The following is a 20750-nucleotide window of genomic DNA, read 5'->3' on the forward strand; positions in this document are numbered from 1 at the left end:
CTTAGGTTCGCGCTTCCAACCAGGCCTGGAACATCAGTACCGCCCAGAGCGCATGCTGGCGGTTACGCCGCCTGCCCAGGTGCTCCCGCCAGTACCGGCGGATAGGAACGGGGTTGAGGAAGCCCTCATCATTCAGGCGTCGCTCATCCAGCAGATCTTCGGCCCAGTCCCGCAGGGGACCACGCAGCCACTCCGCCAGCGGAATGCCGAAACCCTGCTTGGGCCGTTCGATCAGCTCCCGCGGCACATACTTGTAGAGGATCCGGCGTAGCGGCCATTTACCCACCCCGCCGCAGATCTTCATCGCCAGCGGCATCCGCCACGCGAGCTCCACCACCCGATGATCCAGAAAAGGCGCCCGGGTCTCCAATGAGACTGCCATGGCTGCCCGATCGACCTTACACAGGATATCGCCCGGGAGATAGGTCATGGCATCCAGATACATCATCCGGTGTTCAGGCTCGCGCAGCACAGGCCATTCATCACGATGGGCCAACAGGGTCGATACTTCTCGTGCACCTAGCACGACGGTCATCGGCTGTTTCCATTCGGAAACCAGGTTATGGTAGAGATCGTCGAGGTCATGCACGCCTGATAACCCCTCCGCCAGCTTATGGGCCTTGTCACCGAGGAGATTCACACGGATTTTCAACCAGGCACCGAGCGTATCCCAACGGTCCACGGACCGGCTCAGGATCAATCGCACCGCAGCCTGGCGAACGGGCCATGGCATCCAGGCGAGCTTAGTCCAGATGCGTTGCACCCAGAGATAGCGGTTGTAGCCTCCGAACAGCTCATCGCCGGCATCGCCGGAAAGCGCCACGGTAACATGCCGCCGTGCCTGCCGACAGACCAAAAGGGTTGGGATCTGGGAAGAATCGGCGAACGGCTCGTCGTAGATGCGCGGCAGTTGCGGTATGACATCCAGGGTCTCATGAGGAGTTACGGAGAGCTCCGTGTGATCCGTGCCCAGATGGTGAGCGATGGCGCGGGCGTAAATGGCCTCATCGTATGCGGCGTCCTCGAACCCGATGGTGAAGGTCCTGACCGGCGCTACCGCCTCCGACTGCATCAAGGCGACGATGGTGGACGAATCCACCCCGCCGGAAAGGAAGGCCCCGAGGGGTACGTCGGCGACGGACTGGAGCCGGATCGACTCGCGCAGCCGCTCTTCGAGCGCGCTGACCGCTGCTACCTCGTCCCCAAGCGGAGCGGCGTTTCCCGCCTCCGTGACTCGATGCAAGGACCACCAACGCCGCAACAACAGCCCTCGCGCATCCATCGGTGCGTGTGGTGGAGCGGATGGTAGGTTGGTAACGCCCTCTCCCGTCAGCGTCAGTCGGCAGCCGGGCTCCAGCTTGTAGATCCCCTGATAGATCGACCAGGGTTCAGGCACATAGAGGAAGCGTAGATAGGCCGCCAACGCATTCCGATCGACCGGGTTATCGAAACCTGGAAACCGACGCAGCGCCTTGAGCTCGGAGGCGAAGACGAACCCACCCCTGCACCACCCGTAATAGAGGGGCTTCTCGCCCAACCGGTCGCGCGCCAGATGCAATTGCCGCTCGGCCCGGTCCCACAAGGCGATAGCAAACATCCCCACCGCGCGGCGCAACGTTTCCTCCAATCCCCACCGCTCACAGGCCGCAAGCAAGGTCTCCGTGTCCGAATGCCCCCGCCATGGCGCATACACCCCCTCTTCCTCCGGGAGAGGACCGGACAGAGGGGCTTGAACCCCCTCTCGTTCCAGCTCCTTGCGTAACTCTAAATGGTTGTAGATCTCGCCGTTAAAGACCAATACAAAGCGCCCGCTCGCCGAAACCATCGGCTGGTGGCCGGTCGGAGAGAGATCCAAGATCGACAAGCGCCGGTGGATCAAGGCAATCCCCACATCCCGGTCGATCCACTGCCCGCCATCGTCGGGCCCCCGGTGAACCAATGCACTTGCCATGTGCCCCGCGATCCGAACCGTGGTATCCACCGAGGTAGCCGTGCGGAAAAAAACGCCCGCGACGCCGCACATCTGCCGCTAGAAACTCCTCTTGGGTAGTGGTTAAGGTCTAATTCGATTCAGCCATACAGGGATAAGGTTTGCGCGACCATTCTGCCCGGCGAAAAGCACTCATACACGCGCGCCTTTCCAGCCTCTCCATAGCGTTTGCGCACCGATGCGTCAACCAGTCTTTCCAGTCCATCCGCCAGCGCGGACACATCCCCGTATGGGTAGAGGATTCCCGAAACACCATCCTCGACAACCTCCGGAATGGCACTGATGCGGCTGGCGATGACCGGTTTTTCAGCCGCCATCGCTTCGATCAGGACCACCCCAAACCCCTCATACTCCGATGTAAGCGCGAAGATATCCATCGCCTTCATGAGCACCGGGATATCCTCCCGGAACCCGGCCCAAACGACGCTTTCGGAGATACCCAGGTCGTCGGCCAACTTGCGTAGATCGGCCTCGAGCGGTCCGGTTCCTATGATAAGCAGCTTGGACTTGCAGGCCACCCGGGCATGAAATCGGCTGAATGCCGCGAGCAGGATATGAAGCGACTTCTGGGGCACCAACCTTGCGACGGTGCCAATCGTGATTTCATCGTCGGTGATTCCAAACCGGCGCCGAATGTCTGCTACCGCGCCGGCCGATACCCCCTCGTAAGCATCGGTTCCGATGCCGTGCCTGACGACCGTGACCTTGTCCGTGGGCAAACCGACCAGCTCCGAGGTTACGAAATTCTTCACGGCCTGAGAGACTGCAATGACGTGTTTCGCGCGCCTGGCCACGAGTCGTGCTGAAGCGGCGCCGAGGAGCGACTCCGTTTGCCCTTCCGAGCCGTGGAAAAACCCCCCATCCAAGTGCTTCGAAATAATGAAGACGATCGAACTCGACGCCCCGATCAAAGACAATCTCCCATACAGTTCGGCGGGCGGCATATGCGCGTGAACCACGTCCGGACGAAAAACGGAGATTGCTTTGCGTAACAACAGGAGTGGCTTGATATCACCATACCGCTTCAACCCGAGCGGAAACACTTCGACGCTGAGCTTACGATAATACTCTGCCCAATAACCGTCGCCCTTCAGGTAAGCAACAGCGACAGCATGCCCCTTAGCGATCTGACCTGAGACCAGTTCCGCCAAGTGGTTCTCCGCGCCGCCCCGGTCGATCGTAGTAATAATATGCAAAATCAGCATCTTGGAACCGGATTGCACTTGCATTCCTTCACGGAGTACTGAACGCTCACCAAGTTGTTCTGATTAAAAGGGTAGTGCTCTAGACCCTATCTGGTAAGGCCCAGGATCTCGAGATGCCTTTTAATGACCGTTTCCTCGTCGAATGGCTGCACTGCCTCAGCAAGGCGGTCCTTTGGTATCGGCTTGATTAGGGCCTGTTCAATACCAGCCGCCAAGGCGATCGGATCTTGCATGGGAACCAGGTATCCGTATTTTCCATCCTGAAGGATTTCTCGGGGACCGGTAGGGCAATCTGTGGAGACCGGTGTGCACCCGCACATCATGGCTTCGACGAGTACATTCGGCAGACCCTCGACATGGGAAGACAACACGAAGACGTCCGCACGTGCAAAGTATTTCAGTGGGTTCCCGACATACCCGGGCAGGTCGACAAGATTCGTCAAGTCGAGCTCGGCGATCAAGGCTTCCAGTTCAATCCGCAGTGGCCCATCCCCGAGTATTATCAAGCGGGCACGCCTGCTGCGGGAAAGCTCTTTCATGGCGTGAATCAGGTCCGCAAAACCCTTCCAGGGTGCTAAGCTACCCGCTGCGATCAGTACCGGCTCCTGCTTGTGGATGAGCCATCCGTGTTCCACCGCCTCCTGCATTCTGAGGCGCGACAACTTGTCATCTACGATATTGTAGACACAGACGTGCGGAGGTGTATCGAACACACGCCGGTATTGGTCTACCATGTCCTTCGATACACAGGTCAACGCATCCGCCCGCCACATGACGGCGCGCATGAACTGCTTCAGTACCCAGCGTTTCGTGAAGGGTACGTTGGAATAGGTATCGAACGGCGTCACTCGCGATGAGCCACTAATCTTCGCCTGCGAGCCGGCAATGATCGCGGCGAGCAACACGACGGCGTTGAGATGGTCTTCGGCGGAAAACACCACGTCCGGCCGATCCGACCGCAGATAACGCCACAAGGGCAATAGCATCCCTCGGACATGTCGTCGCTCCAGCTCGCGTACGGTCACACCCGCCAGCTCAGGGAAATCGTACTGAGGATCGATATGGCCAATCACCAGATCGACTTCGTATCCCTTGTTTGCCAACGCTTGTGCAAATCGGAGTTGTGCCAGTGGAACACCGGAAATGTCATATAGCGAGACCGCAATACAAATCTTCACTTTGGCAACCCCGCCTCAAGTGTACCTCGAAACCAGCCATACCAATACTTGGTGGAAACCCGATACCTTTCCGGCAATCAGCATTTGACACGAGTCTGCAAATGCTCCGACCATAAGAACCCATGTTTCTCTTGGTAACTTCATTCGACTGAACAAAGAATTCCAGCGAGACGCGACCGCGCAGCCGGATAAGAATACTTTTCCTCGTAGAGCATACGCAACTCTGGATCGAACGAACTTACAATCTCGTCCTTGGCGCTACCGATCGCTGCGATGAACTCATCGGCTGTCGTGCATACCTGGCCTGCATGTTCCACAACGTCTTCATAACCGGAAAACGCATCAGGCGTGCCAATGATCTTCTTACCATGCATCAATGCCTCCGCGACTTTGGTCTTCATCCCTGAACCATCAAATATCGGAGCGATTACGAAATGAGCATCCCGATACCATTCGGCAAGCGAGTCCACTACACCGACAACCTCGACCTTCGCTGCGTGCCCCAGCTCGTGCTTCAGCTTTTCAAACCCCTTACCGACAATGCATGTCTTAATCCGAATATGAGGAACCACGTGTCTTACAAACCAGGATATACCCGCACGATTGGCATAGAAGGCTCCCCCTACAAACAGGGCATATCTCCCGTGCGGCACACGCGTGGTTATACCGCTGCCCGGCGGGAGTTGGTCTCTTATGGCCAGCGCTGAAAGATGTGTCGCCGGGCGGCCATAGAGCCTCTGAAGAAGACTGCTGTCTCGGTTGGTCATGCAAATGATCTTGTCGCTGTACCGCACGGCCTTACGTTCCGCGAGGTAATTGGCAATTAATACTGCCAGAGCGTGTAATGTCTTGGAATGTCTCAACGCCCCCAAGAAAAATCTCGCTTCCACATTATGGAAAAAGGTGCTCACTGAAATTTCCGGAAAATTTCGCTTGGTAACTTTAACGAACTCACCCAAATTCGAGCCGTCCACAAAAATAATGCCGATACCCTCTTCCTTGATCTTTTTCTGCGCCTCGCCGATAACCTCGTTATTCAACCCATCGATGTGCCCGCTAAAAATCTTCCTGATGACATTTGCCTGCAATTTATTCCCAGGCAATTCATACACTACCAATCTGTCGCCGAAAATTTCCATAAGTGCACTATAATTCAGCTTACACAATTGTTCCCGGCCACCCACTGGGAAATCCTGCAGTTTTTTCGTCACCAGCATAACGCGAGATGCTGATGGATTCAATGAATCAGTCATGTGGGATAACCTTAGATGTCAGTTCCATGTGATTATGAGCCAAGTCCGAGAAATAACTATGAGAAAAATAAGAAAAATGAAACACACTGGATTTGAAAAGCACCCCAAGAAGATGTCAGTGATTTTTCTGGCGGTATCGCTGCTTTTTTCCATTTATGGAGCTGAAATACTATTGTCCCTGGTAACACCAATGGAAAAAATAGGTACTGAAGTCAGAAATATCAGACTCAGAGAGCATATTCCCTCAACTGTGAAGTATCTTGTTCCTACTGATGTATATATGGAAAATACGGATAGCTTGGTTAAAAAAGAGTACAGATTTGAGATTGATAGGGATGGTTACCTGTACCCCTCAAGAATACACGATAAACCGGATTTAACGATAATTTTCCTCGGTGGTTCCACAATAGAGTGCCTCTATGTTGATGAGAATAATAGGTTCCCCTATCTGGTCGGTAGGTTGTTGGAGGAAAATGGAAGGAAAGTAAACTCATTCAATAGCGGAGTAAGCGGTAATAACTCGATGCATTCGAATAATATCTTGTTGAACAAGGGAATAGCGTTAGATCCTGATGTTGCCATTATGATGCATAATGTTAATGACTTGAATGTATTGCTGTATGAAAAGAATTATTGGAATGAAAATCCAAGTAAATCTCTAATGAAGGTGTATGGGTTTTCCAGCGGCATAAAAGCCATCACAAGGGCTGCACTTCCAAGACTATATGATAAACTGGTAGTATTGAAAATGAGATTCCTCGTTGGCGATGAGTTCACGCATTTACGCGGAAAACAGTTAACCATAAATAAACACAAGATACTTCAACAATTTGAAAGGAGCTTGTTGAATTTTATAAATATTTCCAGGGTACATAAAATCATGCCAATATTAATGACTCAAGCAAGCAGATTTAAGGATAGGCCGGACGCGGTGATAGTCAATGCGTTGATGCCTAAGCTAAATAATGTTGGGATTGCTTATGACGAGTTTAAAGACCTCTATGATGAAATGAATGATTCGATAAGAAAGACAGGGCGAATCAATAAGGTGCAAGTTATAGATTTAGCGAAAGAAGTTCCCCAGGATAATGCCTATATGTACGACTTTGCTCATTTAAATAATAATGGGTCACAGTATGTTGCTGAATTGATAGCGGATCGACTCGGAAATTTACAATGAACAGCATAATAGAAACTAATGGACGCATGCTAAACTTGGCTATCACCTCGAGGGTATATCATCGATGTTCTCCCCAGGTCCAATGCTTCAATAAACTGCAACGCGATCTTCCACGGCAGAAACCGTTGCGCTCCTTCGATTTGGGCACGCCAGTCATGTTCGGTATCGAATTCGCGTTCGATGGCAGTAGCTAAGGCGTTCTTATCTTTGGTGGGCACGATCGAACCATAGCGATTATTCTGCAGGATATCACGAATACCCTCTCCGCAATCCGTGCTGACTACACGCAGCCCGCAATAAAGGGCTTCCACCAATACATTACCAAAACCTTCCCGATTCGAAGTAAGCACAAGTAAATTCGCCCTTGCCATCAATACATAGGGATCCGGCTGAAATCCTAAAAAACGCACATTATCCTGCAGTCCCAACGACAGAGAATGCTGTACCAGCTCAGAGCGTAGTTTTCCGTCCCCCACAAAGTCGAGTCGATAATTCTTATCCTTTTTTATCAACGTCACGAACGTGTCCAGCATTAAACCTGGGTTTTTGGGCTCGTCCAGCCGTCCGACCCAGATGATATTACGGCTCCCAGCTTCTCGCTGTGAGATACATAATTTAAAAGCCGGGGGTGATATCGGATTGAAAATAATCATCAGTTTGCGGCCTAATCCCAGGGTGATACGCTGCACATCCTTGAATACATCACTGGATACGACCACCACCTTGGTTGCGAGCTGATAAATCAGACTGGCGCTGATACTGTAGAGCCAGGTGGGACTATTATCACTTTTGCTGGGCTGGGAATGTTCCCACAAGATTAAATTATATGCTGGATAGACGAGCCGTGTCAGACAGGCACACACGTTGAGCTTCCAAAAACTCGAAATAAGCGCATTGGGTTTCTGCTTAACAATATAATCCAGAAGCCGCATCGGCAGTTTCCAGGTTCGATTGCATCTAAGATTGTACACATCGAAACTGCTTTCAACCTCCGCCAAAAATTCGCCTTCATAGCTCATCAAGATGAAGTCGATCTTGAATCCTTCAGCTTTCAGCGCACGCGCTAGATTGAGCGCAACCCGTTCGGTTCCACCAAATTTTAGACCAGGGAGCAAAATGGCAATTTTTCCCATACGCTTGCTCCTAATCGGTTACGTAGCAGATAAAGGGCACGGAATATTCCATCCCGTTGCCAGAACCAGACTGAATAGGCACGATCAAGCAGCGACCTCTTACGTTTACGCAGATATACATCTCCCATGGAGATGATGCGCGAACGAAATATATCCGACGTTAACTTATCTCTAAACGCTTCGATCTGCTTCATTGTCATGCTATTGGGATGTAAACATACCGTCCAGAGGCCGAAAGGCTTTCTCGACAGCGCCCAAAGCTGCTGTGGTATCCAATATAACCCATGCTCATAGAATTGTTTGCAGGCAATACCATCGTTGACAATACGGATCGGAGTTTCTGCTCTGAGCGCCCGAAGTGTTCCCAAGTCGAAACAATGTGCAGGTGCAATCCACACAGTCGGCTCGATTCCTCTATCTAAAAATAATTGCCAGGAGTTTCTAATCTTTTTGGCCTGCTCCTGCTCACTCAACCCCGCAAATTCGCTGTGGTCATAAAATGGCATTAACAGGCGCTTTCGTTCAATCGGATGAAACAAGTGCTGAAAACCATGCATGGCAATCGTCCATCCCTTTTTCTGCCAATCAAGCACCCGGCCCCAAAATGCGGGGTCATACCCATCTATCTCCAACATTGAATCCTTGTTGTCAGGTACTACGGCGACCAACGGCTTAATACCGGATTCGTCCAATACGGATTCCAATGCATCCCACTTGACAGCGTCCATCGTGGGACACGCATCATCGAGACGAATGAGATACTGGGTGTTCACAGTGTCACTTCATATAAAATAATACTTCGCGTTTCGTTCGGGACCGGACGAACCGCTATACGACGGACCCGGGTTTCCAGAAATTTAAAATCGTGTCGATACCGATAACCCTCAGGTCCATCCGGATCGATAGCATCCATAAGCAGATACGATGTATATGAAAGCATGGGCGAAAGCCATATGTCCAGTTGCTCCGGACTATATTCATGTATCCAATTCACCAGGATCAACACATCGATCGGTTGCTGAGAGACAGTTGTGATATCGCCATGGGTAAAGCTCACCCTACGCCGGAGTAAACGAGCCGCCCTGATGGCTCCCTCGTCCACATCATAGCCAAAGCGATTCGGAGCTCTTATCAATGATAGGATAATACCTAGACCGCATCCTACCTCGACTACACAGCGTGGCTTTAAACCGTTTGCAAGGTCGGCTACGATATGCCGGTAGGGTCTTGCGGAAAGAGGTGTTATTACATGAACAGGATGGAACCCGTATACTTTCTGAAGTAATGTGAGGGCTATCTTGTCCACAGTGATACGCAAGGTACGTGGAAAACCTATTTCACGTATCATCTTACGCATTGTGTGACATTTTCTTATGATCGTGTGCATCATGGGCTTGGAAACCGTAATCAATATGTTGGTTTTTGGGCAGTCTCTTAGACTTTACTTACTATGGATGCGCGTATTTACCGGCAACATCACGTAACCTAAGGTTTCATCTCAAACCACGTAAGAACCACGAATTCACACGAATTTTCGTATCCATTCGCGTTCATTCGTGGTTCTCAATGTTGTTTCCGGATTTTGTACGCAGGTGTACTAGTTGAACCACATATGTCCGTACAGTGTCTCGTACTGCCAGAAATTCTCGATGCGTTTTTTTCACCTTGCCCTGCCGTATATCCTTGATTGCAAGTAACCATGCAACCGGGAGTGATGCCCATAATGCAAATTGGCTGGTATTATTACCCCACAAGCGCAAGACCTCACGCATCGCGAGCTCTCCATGTATACTATAACGAAGGAACGTAATCAAACGCCACGCCCTGATTCTCCATCCCCGAGTATAGGACCGCAAATTTCTCTCAGTGGTCGCCAACGCATAGGCACGCCCTCGGTTGTAGGCCATACAACCAGTGAATGAAATGCGATTGTCCGCCTTATATTCTTTGATCATCAAGACCTCTGAAATCAGTCTTGTCTTCCGGTGTCCGATTTCCGTCCAGACCACGCTTTCCGGGATGACCAGATCGACCTCCGGGAACGGACATGCCTTCAATGCGCTCGCCCGAGTGAAAAACAGCATATCCCGGGTGACTTTGTGCACTCCAGCCAAGTCGTTCCAACTGACATCAGTCTGTTCTACATCGGGAAAGGGGTTGACGACAACCCCTTCATCCGTGGCACAAAGGGCGGTGACGCCAACATAGTCGTCACGCACGTCTGGCGGAATAGAACACCAAGTATCCAACAAGCGTTCAAGTGCATTTGGCTTCAAGTAGTCGTCCGAATCACACCATAGAATAAACTCTCCCTGCGCTTGCACGACTGCCTGGTTGTCCATAAAGGCTTTTCCTACATGTGAATCGGCACGAATCAGCACAATTGGAAAATCGGAGTGATTTGATAATTCTCTGACGACTTTTTCCGTATCGTCGGTAGATCCATCGTCCGCTATGATCCATTCAAAGTTTTTGCAAGTTTGCGATTTCAAACTTTCCCATACACGACGGATATAGGATACACGATTCCAGGTCGGTGTAAGTATCGAAACCAGTATTTGGGTGTCAGGTGCGTTCATGGGCGTACCTTGAGTTTCGCTGTGCGGCCGTGCTTTGCTAACCGCCTGAACACCCTAAGAGTGAGTTGGCGGAGGGAAGACGGGGCTTGGTGCCACACCCAGATTACTGTAATAAGCTGGTAACCGGTAACCAAGAGATACCACTCAGGTTGGCCGGCAGTGGTGTGGTCTGCGATTCCGTAGGCTACCGCAAGCAGAAATGCGGGCACGGCCAGTATGTGCAGCGAACGATGCAGGGTACCGGCGAGCCCGGCGAGTAGCACAAAGTCCGCTACGGCGCGCAGGGAAAAAGCCACCGCCACGCCAACCAGGCCGAGCTCGCTCAAGCCCAGATATAAGAGGCCGAAGTAAGGGAGTACCTCGACCAGATGGCACTTGGCAACCAGATCCGGGCGCCCGCGTGACTGAAGCTGTGAAAGGGGGATGCTTACAAAGTTCCTGACCCAAAAACCCAGAAAAATAACCTGGCCCACCGGGGTCGATTGCTCGGCGAAGACGGGTCCGATCCACCACGCCAAGAAGGGCTCCATCAACAGGACACCCGCAGCGACGAGCGGAGTCATGACCACCGCCAGCAAGCACATTCCCTCCTGCGCAAGGTGTTCTTCCTCTTTGCGCGTGACAGCGGCGAAACGGGGAAACAAGGCGGATATCAGGGCGCTGGGAATGATGGTACCGCGCTCGGCCAGTTGAAAGGGGACGGTATAGTAGGTAACGCTCTTCGCCCCCAACACGGCCCCAATGACGAAGCGATCGAAGATCACCATCAGGGGATCCACGAATGCGGTCACCGTCACCCAGCCCCCGAAGCGAAGGAGGTGGCCTGCGTGTTCGGATGAAATGGCCACGACGCACCCGCGAAAGAGGTGGCGTCGGCAGCGTTGGAACAACATCAGCAGGGTAAACAGACGTGCTGCCAGTACGGCGGGAAGCAGCACACCGAGCTCAGGCCCCCAAACCACCACGGCGAAGAGCGGCAGCAGCTGGAACAGCACGGTGCCCGAGACAGAGATCAGGTTCAGCTCGAGGAATCGCTCTCGGCCCTGAAGCGCGCCGGTGAGTACACCGGATGTGGTGGCCATCGGCACCGCAAGTATCAGCCAAGGGACGGCGGCTTCGATCTCGGGGCGCAGGGCGTCCTCGATCTTGAACAGGTTCTCGAAGAAGTAGGCAGCGGCCGGCCATATGAGCAAGCCCCCGATGATGCCGAGACCGAGATTCACAATAAGCGCGGTCCAGAAGGTTCGCGTGCGCTCCTCTGCGGCGGCGTTACCAAGTGCGGCAATGCGCTGAGCGGTGGCACGCCCGAGCCCGAGATCGAACAACCCGAAGTAGCCGAGCAACAGCCATGCAATGGCCAGCACGGCGTAACGCGCCTCTCCGATCAGTCCGATGTAGATCGGGACAGTAACGAACGATACTGGAAAGGGAATGGCCGCCCCGAGTAGATTATAGGTGGTGTTGCGGCGAATGCTCATGCGGAAATGCGGCCTTGCTCCAATATCAGCACGCGATCTGCCAGTGCCAGGCCCGCAGGACGATGGGTAATCAGGATAACTGTGCGTTGCGCCAGCACTTCTCGGCATACCTCGATGAAAGCGCGTTCCCCATCAGGATCGAACATGGCCGTCGCCTCGTCGAGCACGAGGATCGGTGGGTCTTTCAGCAAGGCCCGGGCCAGGGCGATCCGTTGGCGCTGACCGCCGGAGAGGCGGATACCCTGATCCCCGATGTGGGTAGCATAGCCCTGCGGTAGGCGTTGGATGAATCCATGCGCCTGGGCGGCCCTCGCCGCTGCCTCGATCTCGCTCTGGTCCGCTGCCGGGCGCCCATAGGCGATGTTCTCCCGTACGGAGCCGTTCAGGAGCAGCACGTGCTGGGCCACCACGCCGATCCGGCTGCGCAGGCTCGCGATGCTCACACTGCGGATATCGGTACCATCCACGAGGATGCGACCATGGTCAGGGTCGGCGAAGCGCATCAGCAGATGAACCAGCGAGCTCTTACCCGAGCCGTTTTCACCCGTTAGGGCGATCGTCTCCCCCGCTCGTATCTCCAGATCGACCCCTGTCAGCACCGGCGGCCGTCCCGGGTAGGAAAAATGGACGTTCTCCAGGCAAATATGACCGGAAACCGAGCCGAGCGGCGGAGCCCCTACATCGTCCGGCTCCGGCCGCAAGGCAAACGCCTCGATCAGGCGCCCGGCGGCGCCGCGCGCGGTCTGCACGCTGCCGTAGACTCCGGCCAGCCCGCTTACCGGTCGCGTGAGAAGCATACCATAGAGCAGAATGCTCACCAGGTCGGATGCCTGTAGCGTCCCGCTGTATACCTGCAACGCGCTCAGGTACAGGAGCAGGAGCAGGCCTATCCCGGCCAGCAGCTGAACCGTTGGGGTCAACAGCGACTCGATCAAGAGCCGACCCTTGGCGATACGGAGTAGCTTGCGGTTACTGCGTTGGAAACGCCGCGATTCGTGCGCCTCACGGGTAAAGGATTTGATGGCCGGGAGCATGCCGATGTTCTCCTCCAGGGTCGCGAACATCGCGGCGTGGGTACGCACCCACTCGGAGGACAGCGGCCGCATGCGGCGCCCGATCAGCTTCATGACCAGGAAGAACAGGGGAACCGCCAACCCCGCCAGGGCGGCGATGGTCGGGCTGATTCGGAAGAGCATGTAGAAGGCGCCGATAAAGGTGAGCAGGAGCGGAAGCAGGCTGACCAGGGTACCGGTCACGAAGTTGCCGATCTGCGCTGCGTCGTTTCCCAGTAGGGCCAGTACCTCGCCGCGGCGTTGCTGATGGTAATAGGCCAGCGGCAATGATTGCAGGTGGTCATAGAGTCGGGTGCGCAGATTCGCGAGCATGGTTTCGCTCATGCTGCCGAGGAGATAGCGATTGCCGAAGCTGAGACCGTTCTGAACCGCCAGCAGCAGCGCCCACAGCGCCGTCAACTCCGGGATTCCAATCTCCCCGGTCGTCGGAGGCTGGATTACCAGGTCAGCGAATCTGCCGGCAATCCAGGGATTCGCCAGCGCGATGGCACTTTCGCCCAACATGAATGCCACGGCCAGCAAGAGTACTGCCCCGTGAGGCGTCACGTATGCCAGCAGACTCGTAAAGCGCGATCCGGTCACGGGGTCAGTCGCGTGTCCTGCCTGACCCTGATGCCCCACGGGAGGAATCCGGTCCCACTTGTTCAGCAGGCGCCTCGCCTGCGAGTGCGCTCGGTCCAGGCCCCTGCGCAGTCGTCACCGGCTCGCGTTCCCTTGCAACCTGGCGCTGTAACCGCGTATCCTGCGGCACCGAGGTTGACGCCATGGCAGATTCGCCGGTGAGCACCCGGCACCGCTGCTCGGCATCCCCGAGCCTGGCGTCGAGATGCGAGAAGTTGCCGCTATGGCCCGGATGGTCGACGAAGGCATCCACGGCCGCGATCACGGCCTCGATATCCATCCGTAGCGCCTCGAGATCGCCCCGGTGACCGGGAACACTGTCCCCGGGTTCCGACTTTTCGTCCGCCGGCATCTGCTGATCTTGGAGGTACCGCTCGATTGCCTGGATGTAGGCCGCCAAACGGTCCCCAAGCACGCGTAGCTCGGATACCGACTTTTCCTTTTCCTCGGCGGACGCTCCGCCCAGCTGGAGCAGGAGCACTCTCGGCATGCAGCGCGTCAACTCGCTGAGGGTCTGGCGGATGCGACTTGGGTCATCGTCGAGGCTCGTGCCGACACCTCGATTACCATTCCAAACCGGCACCGATGGCTGTTCCTCTCCGGGTACCGCAGATGCGGAGCGGCCCTCTCCCAGCGATGGGGTGCGACGTCGCTTCTTGGAGCGGACGGATTCGACCCTGCCTCCCGGCGCCGAGAAAAACACAGCGGCCAGAAAGGCAAAATAGGCGATATTGGCCGGGATGTGCAGATTAAAGTCCGAAAGGGAATGTAGGAGCAGCAACAGGAGCCCAATCCCCGCGGCGACCTGTACGAACTGAAAGCACGACCACTGGTTCCGAGTCCACACCCACCTCCACTGCCGCACATAGAGCACGAGTAGCAACAGGATCAGCGCGGCGAAGAGCAGACCACCTTCGAACAACCACTCCAGGTAGTCGTTGTGCGCATGGTTGATGAACCACTGGCCAAGCTCCGGCGGCTGGAAGGCGGGGAAAATATCGGGATAGGTGCCCGGTCCGCTTCCCACCGGCAAGAAAGTGCCGATGCCGTCGAGTGTCGCCGAGAAGATGGACCAGCGTGTATTATGGATTGTCTCGGCAATAGAAAATCGATCGAGCACCGGCACCAGGCCTGTGGTAACTCCCATGCCTACCGCCACGGCGACGATCGTCCCCATCGGCCCGTACACATTGGTACCGCCGATGCGCTGGGCAAATGCCATCATCGACAACAAGAGCGCGAGCATGCTCAGCGTGATCCCGGTACGCGAACGGGTAAAGATAATACCGACCAACAGCAACAATGCGAGCGCCCCATATACGAACGCTAAATGCCCCCGGCCGGAAGCAAAGAAGATCATCCGCCGTTTCCACTTTCGCTCCCTGGAAATATCCCGGCGCCTGATGGAGTAAACCAGGAGCGCGAGGGCGACGGGCAACAGCATTTCCAACAAGCCGGCAAGATGATTGACATTGGTGTAGGTACCCCTCGCGTGGGAAGCGGACAGCTGCATTCCGAAGAGGAGGGGGCTTCCCTCGTTGGCACTGTACTGGAGGATTCCGAGGAGTGACTGTAAGGCCGCCAGTGCCAACAGCAGGAAAACGAGTCGGAGCACGCGGGACGCATCAAGCGCACGCGTGCCGATGAAGACCGCAATCGGTAAGAGCAACAACAACAACGCGGATTCGGTCTCCCGGGGATAGAGTGACAGCCCGGCAGGCCCGCCCTCCGCCACACCCGCCAGCAAGGCTCGCCCGTCCAGGTAGAGCTCCCGGCCGGGGAGTCGCTCGATCAACTCCGCAGGTAACGGAATCAGATACAACAAGGGCACGCTAACAAGCAGCGTCAGCGCCAGGGTCTCCGTGCGTGTGATGAGGTTCCGTCGCGGTCGCCACAAGGTTACGGCCAATAGAGAAACCGAGAGTAACTCGAGGACCAACACGGCAAGTGCGGGCTGGCCGGAGCGGAACAGAGGTGCAAAGACGAGGATGCCCCCAAGCAACCAAAATAGGGTGGTGTTACTTAGGTCAGGGGCAGGCGAAACCTTGAAGGCCGAGCGCTTTCGGTACGGGGACATCTCGTTGAGCCGGCGAACTCGTAGGTGATCACTATGGTTGGCAAGTTCCCATCCTACCAGAGTAGAATCGGCTGGAAAGCCTAACCTTTAGCGAAATCTTCCAAAATGATGAATAGGCTCATCAAACGCTGCGCCCTGTTCTTGCTGGTTTTGGGCGTTCAGGGTTGTACGACGTCGGGTGGCCCACCGTCGGGGGCAAACGCATTGCCTGCCAATCCCACCGCGGGCCAAGGTGTTCCTCCGCGCCAGGGTGCACACGGCGCTGAGGGAGAAAACCGGACGCGTGGAGACAACCCCTCGCCCCGCGCCGACATGTTCGGCATTGCAGAAGAAAACCCGTCGCGCGAAGATAAATCGCTTCTCCGCACGGAGACGTCCGCTACCTTCGTACCAGCCATTATCGGCATTCCGGCGGATCCCGGACCGATGCGTGCCCACCGGATCGGTCCGTACGACCTGCTCAAAATCGAGGTCTTTCAAGTCGACGAACTGGCGACCGAGCAACGGGTTAGTGAAGAAGGCTCCATCATCATGCCGCTGATCGGTAACCTGAAAGTCAGGGGGCTCACGCCGCGCGAGGCGGAACAGGTCATCGCCGACCGGCTGGGCGAGCGCTACCTCAATGATCCGCAAGTCAGCGTCTTGGTTGCCGAGTCCACGGGACACAAGGTCACCATCCTCGGGCACGTCAAGAGCCCGGGCGTGTTTCCCTTGGTGGGGGGCCAAACGACGCTGATGCAGGCCATCGCGATGGCCGGTGGTCTGGACGAGATCGCCAAAAAAGAAGAAATCGTCGTTTTTCGAAAGCAAGAACGCGGTGACATCAATGCCTACGTCGTAAATCTCGCATTGATCGAGAAGGGGCAGCTAACCGATCCGGTGATGATCAGTGACGATCGGGTCGTGGTCCCAAAATCGGGGACCGCCGTTGTGAAAAGAACCGTAGGGCACGTCCTTACCAATTGGATACTGCGCATCCCCTTACCCTATTAGTCCGCGGATACTGTGCCTATACAAAACCCGTAATAGGTGGAGATAAATGACGCACGCTCTTAGCCTTGAAAGCGCAACCGCGTATGATCGCACACTGGAGCCCACCGACCGGCAGCAGGAATTACGTCGACTGGCCGGTCTGGCCGCCGAACCGGTAGCCCACAACCGGAACACCAGCGATGTCGCCGACCTGCACTACTATTGGAGTATCCTGCTGCGCAGAAAGTGGACCCTGGTTGTCACCACTGCAATCGCTTTAATCGTAGGGCTGGTGGAAACCTATAACACCATCCCCCTGTACCGAAGTTCGCTTAGTTTGCAGATTGAGCTACCATCCCTTCGATTGACGGGGCTCAAAGGCGAAGCCGCCTTCGGCGCATCCTTTATGAACGCGATGCGCTACCATAAAACCCAGGAAAGTGTGCTAAAGAGCCGGGCCGTGGCGGAGCGAGTTGTCGACCAGCTCGGTTTGTTGGAAGCGCCGCGCAAACCGCCGATCAAGCGCACACCCTCTTTTCTGGAGGAGTTGGAAAACACTATTAAGGGGTGGATCAAGGGCGCCGACGAGCGTACAACCCAGCAACCTATCAATCCAGTAGAGTGGAAGTCGCGTCGGGCAGGGGCGCTCGCCGCCGGTTTAAAGGTCGATTCCGATCCGAAGAAATCCCAGATCACGCATCTCAGTTACGTCCACTCCAATCCCCAGAGGGCCACGGATATCGTGAACGCCTTTGCCGATAACTTCATCAAGATGAACATGGAGCGAAGATACGATGCCATGTCTTACGCCGACGAGTTCCTCAACGAACGCATCGTACAGGTTCGCGCCAACCTCGAAGACTCCGAGCAGCAACTCATTACCTATGCACGAGAACGCAAGATCGTCGACCTGGACAACAAGCTCGATACCCTCATGCAGACACTCGACACACTGAACCAAAAACTCGCCCACGCCGAGGCGGACCGGATTGCGATGGAGTCCGAATACGCGCAGTCCCTGAAGGGCAAGGGACCTGCGGTCCTGAAGATCATGAACAGCGAGGTCATCCAGGCGTTGAAAAGGCGCAAGGGTGAGCTGGCGCTGGAATATGAAGGACAGCCTAAAATCTATAAGGCGGACTACCCCGCTAAGCGCCAACTCCGGCGTCAGATTACCGAGATCGACCAGCAGATCAAAGCGGAGGTCGCCGCAGTAACCGAGGCGATCAAGGCCGGCCATGCGGCAAAGCAGCGAGAAGAGGCGTCACTGCAGGCGCGTATCAGAAAAACCGAAAGCGATATCCTCGCCCTGCGTGACCGCAGTACTGACTACCAGGTGTTGAAGCGGGAAGTCGATACCAACCGCAAAATCTATGAGAATCTGCTCCAGCGCATAAAAGAGGTGGACGTCCTTGTCTCCGCAAAAAAAGAGGAGGGCGCCGTCCCCGGAAAAGAGAAGGAGGACATCAGATCCAAAATCGCCGACAGCAACATCTCGATCATCGACCGGGCACTGGTTCCGCGGCGCCCCTTCAAACCCAATCTGTCCAAGAATCTGACGATCGCCCTCGGCGTGGGTCTGGCCGGAGGCCTCCTGCTGGTATTCCTGTTCGAATACCTGGACGACACCATAAAGACCGGCGAGGAGTTGGAAAACCGCATCCGGGCCCCGGTTCTCGGCATTGTTCCATTGGTTACATCCAGATCGCCCGTTGCCCCCGAAAAAGGACATATTGCCTTATCCGCCGCCGACAATCCCAGGAGCCCACTCGCTGAGGCGGCCAGATCACTGGCAACCTCGCTCAGCTTTTCGACCGTGGAAGGTATGCCGAAGACCATGTATGTCACCAGCGCGAGCCCCGGCGAAGGGAAGACGACGATCGCCACGAATATCGCGATTGCCTTGGCGAATGCCGGGAACAAGGTGCTTCAAATAGACGCCGACCTGCGTTCCCCGAGCCTTCACCATGTGTTCGATCTCCCTAACACATCAGGGCTCACCAACTACCTCGCCGGCAACACCAGGACCACCCATATCGCCCAACCGACACGAATCGCCGGCTTGGTCGTTATCACCAGCGGACCCTTACCGCCGAATCCGGTGGAGTTATTAGCCAGCACCAAGATGTTCGAGCTCATGAGCCTGGCTACTGAAAGGTTCGACTTCGCCATCATCGATGGTCCGCCCGTCATCGGGCTGGCCGATGCCATTGTGCTTTCCAAGCTGGCACGGAGCACCATCCTTGTGGCAACGGTTGGACAGACGCGCTACGGTCATATCGAGGGTGCGGTAAAGCGTCTCCGTACCGCGAATGCCAATATCGTCGGTGCCGTCGTCAACCGGTTTGACCAGACTCGTAGAAGCTCCGGATACGGATATGGATACAGGTATAGTTACGATTACCACTATAGCTACGATTACGGTACTCACGACCAGGCGGCAAAGCTGCCGGAACGGGCGTAATCAGGTGAGCGAGCGGTATGGTTCCGACGCCTGGCCCTCAAACCGGAGCACACGGTAGGGACCGATTCCGATACCGCTAACAGGAACAGAGGTTGATCATCCTGCGTCAAGTTTTAATCTCGATCGCCGCTGCCTTGCTCATCTGGCGCATCGGTGTTGTCGGCATATCGTCTCACTATGCCCAAGCGATCATCGAGGGTGAGCGCGACGCGGTGGGTAAGGCCCTCGCCTGGGATAAGCGCCAACCGGAGGCCTTGTATCGACAAGCCGTCGCGTTGCACAACGACGACCCGGATACCGCTGCCACCCTTCTGGCCCAGGCCAACACCCACGACATGGCGGATGCACGCCCGTTTTTCGCCGCGGCCAGGGCCGCGCTTACCCGGGGTAACCAGGCACGCGCCGATGCCCTGGTTGAGATGGCCCTGCGGTTGAAGCCGGCAGATCCGCGCATCCAGCGACAAGCAGGCGACTACTGGCTCCGCCGCAATGACGTCAGACGGGCAATTTCCCATTATTCTCGCACCCTGGAAATCACCCAGGGGGCATGGAGTAAGCTATTCCCATCTCTACTCAAGCTCGCGGAAAATCCGCACACTCGGCCCGCCTATGAGATCCTTGCGACCTCACCCCCAGCCTGGTGGGACTCCTTTTTCTCCGAGGTCGCTAAAAGCGCAACACAGATCGAAACCGTTCGGCAACTCTACTCCCTGCGGCGCAAGTCGAGGCAGGCACCAATCACGCTGTCCGAACGCAAAAGCTATGTCGCCCGGCTCATGAAGGACGAATTGACCGCCCGGGCCTATAGCGTTTGGCTCAATGGTCTTACCGACGATCAACGGAAGCGGCTGGGACCGCTCTATGACGGCAGCTTCGAGCTCGAGCCCGGTAACTGGGGGTTCGATTGGCACATCCACACCCCCCGCAACGCCCTAATCGACAGGGTGTACACCTACGACAGCGACAGAAGCAAATCGCTGCATATAGGGTTCAATCATTACCAGGGCCATTTCAGGGGTAGCCTATACCAAAAACTCTTCCTCGCTGCCGGTACTTACCAACTGCGGGGTAGAGTCCAGACCGACAGCCTGGATACGCAAGGGGGACTCAAGTGGGTCATACGCTGTCTGCTGCCGCAGCCGGAGGAGCTGGGGGAAAGCGAGCGCTTTTTGGGTGCCAACGAATGGCGAGATTTCGGATTCGAGTTCCAGGTTCCCGAAGCCTGTAAGCTCCAAGAAATTCACCTGGTCTCAGTGGAGAAGCACCGGGGGGGGAAGCACCAGATCACAGGCGATGCCTGGTTCGACCGCCTGGCCATCCACAAAAGGCCACCCCCGGTAAAGGCCCGCCCTACCGCGGCGAGGGCGGTCAAGTAGCTGGAGCGGGAAACGAGACTCGAACTCGCGACCCCAACCTTGGCAAGGTTGTGCTCTACCAACTGAGCTATTCCCGCATTGAGGCGCATGAGTTTACGACCTGGTTCGGGGATGTCAAGCCTCCAGATCATGTTGACATTTGGTGTCATTTCGAGCGCAGCGAGAAATCCT

At 55.6% G+C, this 20750-nt stretch carries 14 protein-coding genes and 1 tRNA gene; 4 read left to right on the forward strand and 11 right to left on the reverse strand.

Annotated elements, in window-relative coordinates; genetic code table 11:
• Position 1: 1 nt before the first annotated feature.
• The 4 genes from asnB to E1958_RS14495 all read right to left on the reverse strand — a co-directional run bounded on the left by asnB (position 2) and on the right by E1958_RS14495 (position 5626).
• Positions 2–2023, reverse strand: a complete 2022-nt coding sequence (gene asnB / locus E1958_RS14480; RefSeq protein ID WP_133512494.1) for an asparagine synthase (glutamine-hydrolyzing) — start codon at positions 2021–2023, stop codon at positions 2–4.
• A 47-nt stretch (positions 2024–2070) separates the two neighbouring features.
• The gene (locus tag E1958_RS14485) at positions 2071–3219 is read right to left on the reverse strand and encodes a glycosyltransferase (RefSeq protein ID WP_133512495.1); all 1149 of its coding nucleotides are present in this window, start codon (positions 3217–3219) and stop codon (positions 2071–2073) included.
• Positions 3220–3281: 62 nt separating this feature from the next.
• A complete protein-coding gene (locus E1958_RS14490; protein ID WP_133512496.1) occupies positions 3282–4373 on the reverse strand; it encodes a glycosyltransferase in 1092 nt (363 codons plus the stop codon).
• 140 nt (positions 4374–4513) lie between these two features.
• The gene (locus E1958_RS14495; RefSeq protein ID WP_133512497.1) at positions 4514–5626 is read right to left on the reverse strand and encodes a glycosyltransferase; all 1113 of its coding nucleotides are present in this window, start codon (positions 5624–5626) and stop codon (positions 4514–4516) included.
• A gap of 58 nt (positions 5627–5684) precedes the next feature.
• Between E1958_RS14495 and E1958_RS14500 the strand changes: the two genes are divergently transcribed.
• The gene (locus E1958_RS14500; protein ID WP_165741447.1) at positions 5685–6806 is read left to right on the forward strand and encodes a GDSL-type esterase/lipase family protein; all 1122 of its coding nucleotides are present in this window, start codon (positions 5685–5687) and stop codon (positions 6804–6806) included.
• Positions 6807–6835: 29 nt separating this feature from the next.
• Here E1958_RS14500 and E1958_RS14505 read toward each other — a convergent pair whose 3' ends face one another.
• The 6 genes from E1958_RS14505 to E1958_RS14530 form a co-directional block, all read right to left on the reverse strand.
• Positions 6836–7939 carry a glycosyltransferase gene (locus E1958_RS14505; RefSeq protein WP_133512499.1) on the reverse strand — a complete coding sequence of 368 codons (1104 nt, stop codon included), beginning with the start codon at positions 7937–7939 and terminating at the stop codon, positions 6836–6838.
• Positions 7906–8712 (reverse strand): DUF2334 domain-containing protein, encoded by an 807-nt coding sequence (locus E1958_RS14510; RefSeq protein WP_133512500.1) that lies wholly within the window; start codon positions 8710–8712, stop codon positions 7906–7908. The genes E1958_RS14505 and E1958_RS14510 overlap by 34 nt, the downstream gene beginning before the upstream one ends.
• A 777-nt stretch (positions 8713–9489) precedes the next feature.
• The gene (locus E1958_RS14515; RefSeq protein WP_133512501.1) at positions 9490–10518 is read right to left on the reverse strand and encodes a glycosyltransferase family 2 protein; all 1029 of its coding nucleotides are present in this window, start codon (positions 10516–10518) and stop codon (positions 9490–9492) included.
• Positions 10515–11996: a flippase gene (locus E1958_RS14520; protein ID WP_165741445.1), complete on the reverse strand. Its 1482-nt coding sequence runs from the start codon at positions 11994–11996 to the stop codon at positions 10515–10517. The genes E1958_RS14515 and E1958_RS14520 overlap by 4 nt, the downstream gene beginning before the upstream one ends.
• Positions 11993–13690, reverse strand: coding sequence for an ABC transporter ATP-binding protein (locus E1958_RS14525; protein ID WP_133512503.1), 1698 nt, complete (start codon positions 13688–13690; stop codon positions 11993–11995). The genes E1958_RS14520 and E1958_RS14525 overlap by 4 nt, the downstream gene beginning before the upstream one ends.
• A complete protein-coding gene (locus E1958_RS14530) occupies positions 13656–15767 on the reverse strand; it encodes an O-antigen ligase family protein (protein WP_133512504.1) in 2112 nt (703 codons plus the stop codon). Before E1958_RS14530 ends, E1958_RS14525 begins: the two co-directional genes overlap by 35 nt.
• A gap of 312 nt (positions 15768–16079) precedes the next feature.
• Between E1958_RS14530 and E1958_RS14535 the strand changes: the two genes are divergently transcribed.
• The 3 genes from E1958_RS14535 (at position 16080) to E1958_RS14545 (ending at position 20579) form a co-directional block, all read left to right on the forward strand.
• Positions 16080–16760, forward strand: coding sequence for a polysaccharide biosynthesis/export family protein (locus tag E1958_RS14535; RefSeq protein ID WP_165741441.1), 681 nt, complete (start codon positions 16080–16082; stop codon positions 16758–16760).
• A gap of 46 nt (positions 16761–16806) precedes the next feature.
• Positions 16807–19203: a GumC family protein gene (locus tag E1958_RS14540; RefSeq protein ID WP_133512506.1), complete on the forward strand. Its 2397-nt coding sequence runs from the start codon at positions 16807–16809 to the stop codon at positions 19201–19203.
• Between the two features lie 92 nt (positions 19204–19295).
• Entirely contained in the window at positions 19296–20579 is a 1284-nt protein-coding gene (locus tag E1958_RS14545) for a tetratricopeptide repeat protein (protein ID WP_133512507.1), read from the forward strand.
• A gap of 1 nt (position 20580) precedes the next feature.
• Here E1958_RS14545 and E1958_RS14550 read toward each other — a convergent pair.
• Positions 20581–20656, reverse strand: a tRNA-Gly gene (locus E1958_RS14550).
• Positions 20657–20750: the final 94 nt, after the last annotated feature.

This window comes from Candidatus Thiosymbion oneisti (genome assembly GCF_004359955.1).
In the GTDB taxonomy this organism is placed as follows: domain Bacteria; phylum Pseudomonadota; class Gammaproteobacteria; order Chromatiales; family Chromatiaceae; genus Thiosymbion; species Thiosymbion oneisti.